5 protein-coding genes are annotated in these 5682 nt (G+C 67.5%); 4 read left to right on the top strand and 1 reads right to left on the bottom strand.

Translation table 11 applies throughout. The annotated features are described in order from the left end of the window. The first annotated feature begins 55 nt into the window (after positions 1-55). Entirely contained in the window at positions 56-2062 is a 2007-nt protein-coding gene (gene lnt / locus WA317_RS07025; protein ID WP_425172350.1) for an apolipoprotein N-acyltransferase, read from the top strand. Next, on the top strand, positions 2059-2928 hold the full coding sequence (locus WA317_RS07020) for a polyprenol monophosphomannose synthase (RefSeq protein ID WP_425172349.1): 870 nt from the start codon (positions 2059-2061) through the stop codon (positions 2926-2928). The genes lnt and WA317_RS07020 overlap by 4 nt, the downstream gene beginning before the upstream one ends. Here the strand turns inward: WA317_RS07020 and rbpA are convergent. Beyond that, the gene (gene rbpA, locus WA317_RS07015; RefSeq protein WP_425172348.1) at positions 2908-3246 is read right to left on the bottom strand and encodes an RNA polymerase-binding protein RbpA; all 339 of its coding nucleotides are present in this window, start codon (positions 3244-3246) and stop codon (positions 2908-2910) included. The two genes, WA317_RS07020 and rbpA, sit on opposite strands and share 21 nt — an antisense overlap. Before the next feature lie 136 nt (positions 3247-3382). Here rbpA and WA317_RS07010 point away from each other — a divergent pair, with 136 nt between their 5' ends. Continuing rightward, on the top strand, positions 3383-3727 hold the full coding sequence (locus WA317_RS07010; RefSeq protein ID WP_425172347.1) for a hypothetical protein: 345 nt from the start codon (positions 3383-3385) through the stop codon (positions 3725-3727). A gap of 322 nt (positions 3728-4049) precedes the next feature. After that, on the top strand, positions 4050-5682 hold a 1633-nt coding region (locus WA317_RS07005), incomplete at its 3' end, for a type I polyketide synthase (RefSeq protein WP_425172346.1).

Genomic DNA, 5682 nt, shown 5'->3' with positions numbered 1-5682 from the left:
GAAGACGATGCCGCGCTGCACTGCCGTCAGACGGTTCACCGGGGCGTGACGATCTATGGCTGAGGACCGGCAGCACAACGACATCGACGAGCGGGATGCGTCCGCGGGCCGGCCGAACCCGGTTGCTCATCGGAGCGCGGCACTGGCCCGGGCGCTGTGGCAGCGAACGGTGGCACTGAGCGCGGCGCTGCTGGGATTGTTGCGAACAGTGGTGCTGCCGAGGGCAGGCCGCTGGCTGCAGCCGCGCTGGCCACGGCTGGCCCTGACTATCGCCGCCGGTCTGCTGCTGTATGCCAGCTTCCCGCCGGTCAACTGGTGGTGGGCCGCCGTAATCGCCTTCGCGCTGCTCGCGTGGGTGCTGACCCGGCAGGCCACCACGCCGGTCGGCGGTCTCGGCTACGGCCTGCTGTTCGGTCTGGCGTTTTACCTGCCGCTGCTGCCGTGGATCAGCACGCTCGTCGGTGCGGTGCCCTGGCTTGCGCTGGCAGTGATGTCCGCATGTTTCCCGGCGTTGTTCGGCTTGCTCGCGGTCGCAGTGCGGCAACTGCCCGGCTGGCCGATCTGGTTCGCGGTGCTGTGGGCGGCGCAGGAATGGGCGAAGTCGACCGTGCCGTTCGGCGGGTTCCCCTGGGGAGTGGTGGCGTTCGGTCAGACGGACGGTCCGCTGCTGCCGCTGGTTCAGCTAGGCGGAGTACCACTGCTGTCGGCCGCGATCATGCTGCTCGGTTGCAGCGTGACGGCGATCGCCTTGGAGATCGTGGTGTGGTGGCGGCTCGGCCATCCGCAGCGCGTCGGTGACGCCGCGGACACCAAGGACTCAGCCGCCGCCAGTGCGCCCCCGGCTGTGGTGCTGCCGGGCCTCTGTATCTGTTTTGTGCTGTTCGCCGCGGTTGCCGTCTGGCCGCAGGTCCGGCACTCCGGTAAAGGGTCCGGCAACGATCCCGTCGTCACGGTAGCCGCCGTGCAGGGCAACGTGCCCCGGCTGGGACTCGACTTCAACGCCCAACGGCGCGCGGTGCTCGACCTCCATGTCCGCGAAACCCTTCAGCTTGCCGACGACATGCAAGCCGGTACCGCTCCCAGACCCCAGTTCGTGATCTGGCCGGAGGATTCGTCGGACGTCGACCCGCTGATGAATCCCGACGCTGCCGAGCAGATATCGATGGCTGCCAGGGCGGTGGGCGTCCCGATATTGGTGGGCACGATCCTCGATATCCCCATCGCCGACAAAAGTGCCAACAGAGCACCCAAGGGACTGACCTCCGACATCCCCGAGTACACGAACACCGTGATCGTCTGGGACCCGGTCACCGGACCCGGTGAGCGGCACAACAAGCAGATCGTGCAGCCGTTCGGCGAGTACCTGCCCTGGCCCTGGCTTTTCCGACACCTGTCGGGTTTCGCCGACCGCGCGGGTCACATGGTGCCCGGGCCGAGCACCGGCGTGGTGCATGCCGCGGGCGTGCCGGTGGGGGTCGCCACCTGCTGGGAAGTGATCTTCGATCGCGCTCTGCGCGAGTCGGTGCGGGGCGGCGCCCAGCTGCTGACGGTGCCCAGCAACAACGCCACCTTCAACAAGACGATGAGCGAGCAGCAACTGGCTTTCGCCAAGGCCCGCGCCGTCGAGCACGACCGATACGTTGTCGTCGCGGGCACCACCGGAATCAGCGCCGTGATCGCACCCGACGGCGTGGAGCTGGCCCGCACCGACTTTTTCGTCCCCGCCTACCTGGACACCCAGCTGCGGCTCAAGACGACATTGACGCCGGCAACGCGGTGGGGTCCGGCCGTGCAATGGCTGTTCCTAGGAATAGCCATTGCGGTCCTTTTAATCGCGATACGGCACAATAGATTGTTCGCGGGCTTGTTCGCGGGGCGGTATCCGCGCCGGAATCGCCGCCGATTGCTTTCCATGGCAAACTCCGCAACGTCGGTGGGCGGACCCTCAGAGGCGCCCGACGCGCACGACGACGCAGAGCCGCCGCCCGACGGCGGCCGGCACGTAGCCCGCGCACTAGCGGATACCGCAGACACCGACACGGCAGACGAAGGAGCCACATGACCACCGGCCAGTCGACGTCCGAGGCTTGCGGTTCTCAGGGCCAGCGCCCTAGCCTGCGCACCCTGGTGATCATCCCCACCTTCAACGAGCGGGAGAACCTGCCGCTCATCCTCGGCCGGCTGCACGAGGTCCGGCCGGACGTCCACGTGCTGGTCGTCGACGACGACAGCCCCGACGGCACTGGGCAGCTCGCCGACGAGCTGGCAGCGGTCCACCCCGACCGGGTGCACGTGCTGCACCGCACCGTCAAGGACGGTCTGGGTGCGGCGTATCTGGCCGGCTTCAGCTGGGGGCTGTCCCGCGGCTACTCGGTGCTGGTGGAGATGGACGCCGACGGCAGCCATGCGCCTGAGCAGTTGCACCGGTTACTGGATGCCGTCGAGGCCGGAGCCGACCTCGCCATCGGATCCCGCTACGTCGAGGGCGGGACCGTGCGCAACTGGCCGTGGCGGCGTAAGGCGCTGTCCAAGACCGCCAACACGTATTCGCGGCTGATGCTCGGCATCGGCATCCACGACATCACCGCCGGTTACCGCGCTTACCGGCGCGAGGTGCTGCAGGCGATCGACCTGAGCGCGGTCGACTCCAAGGGCTACTGCTTCCAGATCGACCTGACCTGGCGAACCATCCGCAACGGCTTCACCGTTGTGGAGGTGCCGATCACCTTCACCGAGCGTGCCCTCGGGGTGTCGAAAATGAGCGGATCCAACATCCGCGAAGCGATCGTCAAAGTCGCCCAGTGGGGCCTCGCAGGTCGGCTCGACGGCAGGCCGCGTCGCACCGCCGTGACCGCCCAGCCGGCCGGAGACGCCGACCGCGAAACCCCACTGGGCGGATTTGCTGAGTCAGACCCCGCGGCGACGTGACTTGATCAATTCGAGGCGCTCTTTCAGCAGCTCGTCGAGCTCGTCGACCGAACGCCGCTCCAGCAGCATGTCCCAGTGCGTGCGCGGCGGCTTCACCTTCTTCGGCTCCGGCAGGTCGCCCTCGATCAGAGTGCCTTCCATGCCGTTGCGGCACAGCCAGTTGCCGGGAATCTCGGCGTCGTCGGCGAACGGAACGTCGAACTCCTCGCCGTTGTCGGTGCGGTACCGCGCGATCTGACGCGGCGCCAGGTCGTGGTTACGGTCGGTCTCGTAGCTCACCGCTCCGAGACGACTGCCTCTCAAGACACGATCAGCCATCGTTAACACTCCTCTTAGTTTTGTCCCGGGCTTACAACGCTGTAGTGGGCTGACGTAGTTCCCGGCCGAACTGCGCGCTTCCTCCTCGGGCCGACGCGACTGTCCATGATACCGGGATTTGCCGGTGGAGCCGATTATGTTGTCAGGCGTGACCCGTCGTCCGCGACCACAACCGTGCCGCTGGTGTGGACGCGACGTTTCCGACGTGGGCCTGGGCCGTCGGCGCCAGTACTGTCGGCGATCCTGCCGGCAGCGTGCGTACGAACAGCGTGCGTCGATCAGCGCTTCCCCCAGCCTGGCGTCCGACGCGGTGGTGCTGTCGGCCATGGAGGCGGCCCAGTTGTCCGACCGGGTGTACCAGGTGCGCTGCGCGGCCGAGGACGTGGTGACAGCGCTCGAAGAGGGCGCCGAACGCCCGGAGTTGCGGGATTTGTGCGACACGCTGATACGGGCTGTCCAGGCGGCCGACGGCTGGCGCTGAAGCCGGTACGGCACGGCCTGACACCGTGACACCCACCGACGACTGCAGGGTACAGTCACGCTGAACACGGTCCGGCCGGTCGGCCGACCCCGCCGAAGAAGTCGGCGGGCAGTTCGGCGGCCCAGCATCGCGACGTGAACAAAGCCCGGGGGTTGCGAGAGCGGGAGTGTGAATATCGTGCCGAAAACGTCCGTGCTTGCCCGCGGCTGCGCGGGGCCGACGAACGGCGCCCGTCACAACCACAAGCCACTTCGGGCACAAATTTGCGTTACTTGGTGAGCCCGCACTCACCGAACGACAGACATTAGGTGAGGGTGGCGATATGGCCGATCAGCTACAGCATGCGACCGAGGCGCTGCGTAAAGCGCTGGCTCAAGTCGAGCGGCTGAAGAGCAAGAACCGCGCGCTGCTGGAACGGTCCGGCGAACCCATCGCGATCGTCGGTATGTCGTGCCGCTTCCCGGGCGGCGTCGACTCCCCGGAAAGCCTGTGGGACATGGTGGCCGACAGTCGCGACGTGATGTCGGAGTTCCCCACCGATCGCGGCTGGGACCTGGCCGGGCTGTTCGACGACGATCCGGACGCGCCGCACAAGTGCTACGCCCGCTCCGGCGGCTTCGTCGACGACGTCGCCGGTTTCGACGCAGGCTTCTTCGGAGTGTCACCCAGCGAGGCGCTGGCCACCGACCCACAGCACCGGATGTTGCTCGAGCTGTCGTGGGAGGCGTTGGAGCGGGTCGGGATCGATCCGACGACGTTGCGTGGCAGCGCCACCGGCGTGTTCGCCGGGATCATCGCGCAGGGCTACGGCATGCTCGCCGAAGAAATCGAGGGCTACCGGCTGACCGGCATGACCTCCAGCGTGGCGACCGGTCGGGTGGCTTATGTGCTGGGGTTGGAAGGCCCGGCGGTCTCGGTCGACACGGCGTGTTCGTCGTCGTTGGTGGCGTTGCATATGGCGGTGCAGTCGCTGCGGTCGGGGGAGTGCGATCTGGCCCTGGCCGGCGGGGCGACTGTCAACGCCACTCCAACCGTGTTCGTCGAGTTCAGCCGGCACCGCGGCCTGTCGCCGGACGGCCGCTGCAAGCCGTTCTCGAACGCTGCCGACGGTGTCGGCTGGTCGGAGGGCGGCGCGATGTTGGTGGTGGAGCGGTTGTCGGATGCACGGCGGTTGGGGCATCCGGTGTTGGCGGTGGTGCGGGGTTCGGCAGTCAATCAGGATGGTGCGTCGAATGGGTTGACCGCCCCCAATGGGCCTTCCCAGCAGCGGGTGGTGCGTGCGGCGTTGGCGAATGCAGGGTTGAGCGCTGCTGAGGTGGATGTCGTCGAGGCCCACGGCACCGGGACGACGTTGGGTGATCCGATTGAAGCGCAGGCGTTGTTGGCGACGTATGGGCAGGATCGGCGTGCGTCGGGGCAGCCCCTGTGGTTGGGGTCGATCAAGTCGAATATGGGTCACACGCAGGCTGCGGCGGGGGTGGCTGGTGTGATGAAGATGATTTTGGCGATGCGCCATGAGGTGTTGCCGGCGACGTTGCATGTGGATGCGCCCAGCCCGCATGTGGATTGGTCGGCTGGGCAGGTGGCGTTGCTGCGTGAGGCGCAGCCGTGGAAGGCCGAGTCGGTTGATGGCCGGTTGCGTCGGGCGGGGGTGTCGTCGTTTGGGATCAGTGGCACCAATGCGCATGTGGTCATCGAGGCTGCTGTGCCGGTGGAGCCGGTGGTGGAGCCGGTGGAGCCGGTGGTGGTGCCGTGGGTGGTCTCGGCCAAGAGTGTGGCGGCGTTGGCGGCGCAGGCGGGGCGGTTGGCTGAGTTCGTCGGTGGGCATGCGCAGTTGGCGGCTGCTGATGTGGGGTGGTCGTTGGCGGGTCGGTCCAGCTTCGAGCATCGTGCGGTGGTGCTCGGGGCCGATCGTGGCGAGTTGTTGGACGGGTTGGCGCAGTTGGCCGACGGGT

Origin of the sequence: Mycobacterium sp. (assembly GCF_049802695.1) — a bacterium.
Taxonomy (GTDB): domain Bacteria; phylum Actinomycetota; class Actinomycetes; order Mycobacteriales; family Mycobacteriaceae; genus Mycobacterium.
This window is presented reverse-complemented; position numbering and strand designations above follow the sequence as displayed.

Coding starts and splice junctions, on each gene's coding strand:
- rbpA (WP_425172348.1), bottom strand. CDS start 3,246: ATGGCTGATCGTGTCTTGAGAGGCAGTCGTCTCGGAGCGGTGAGCTAC.
- lnt (WP_425172350.1), top strand. CDS start 56: ATGGCTGAGGACCGGCAGCACAACGACATCGACGAGCGGGATGCGTCC.
- WA317_RS07010 (WP_425172347.1), top strand. CDS start 3,383: ATGTTGTCAGGCGTGACCCGTCGTCCGCGACCACAACCGTGCCGCTGG.
- WA317_RS07020 (WP_425172349.1), top strand. CDS start 2,059: ATGACCACCGGCCAGTCGACGTCCGAGGCTTGCGGTTCTCAGGGCCAG.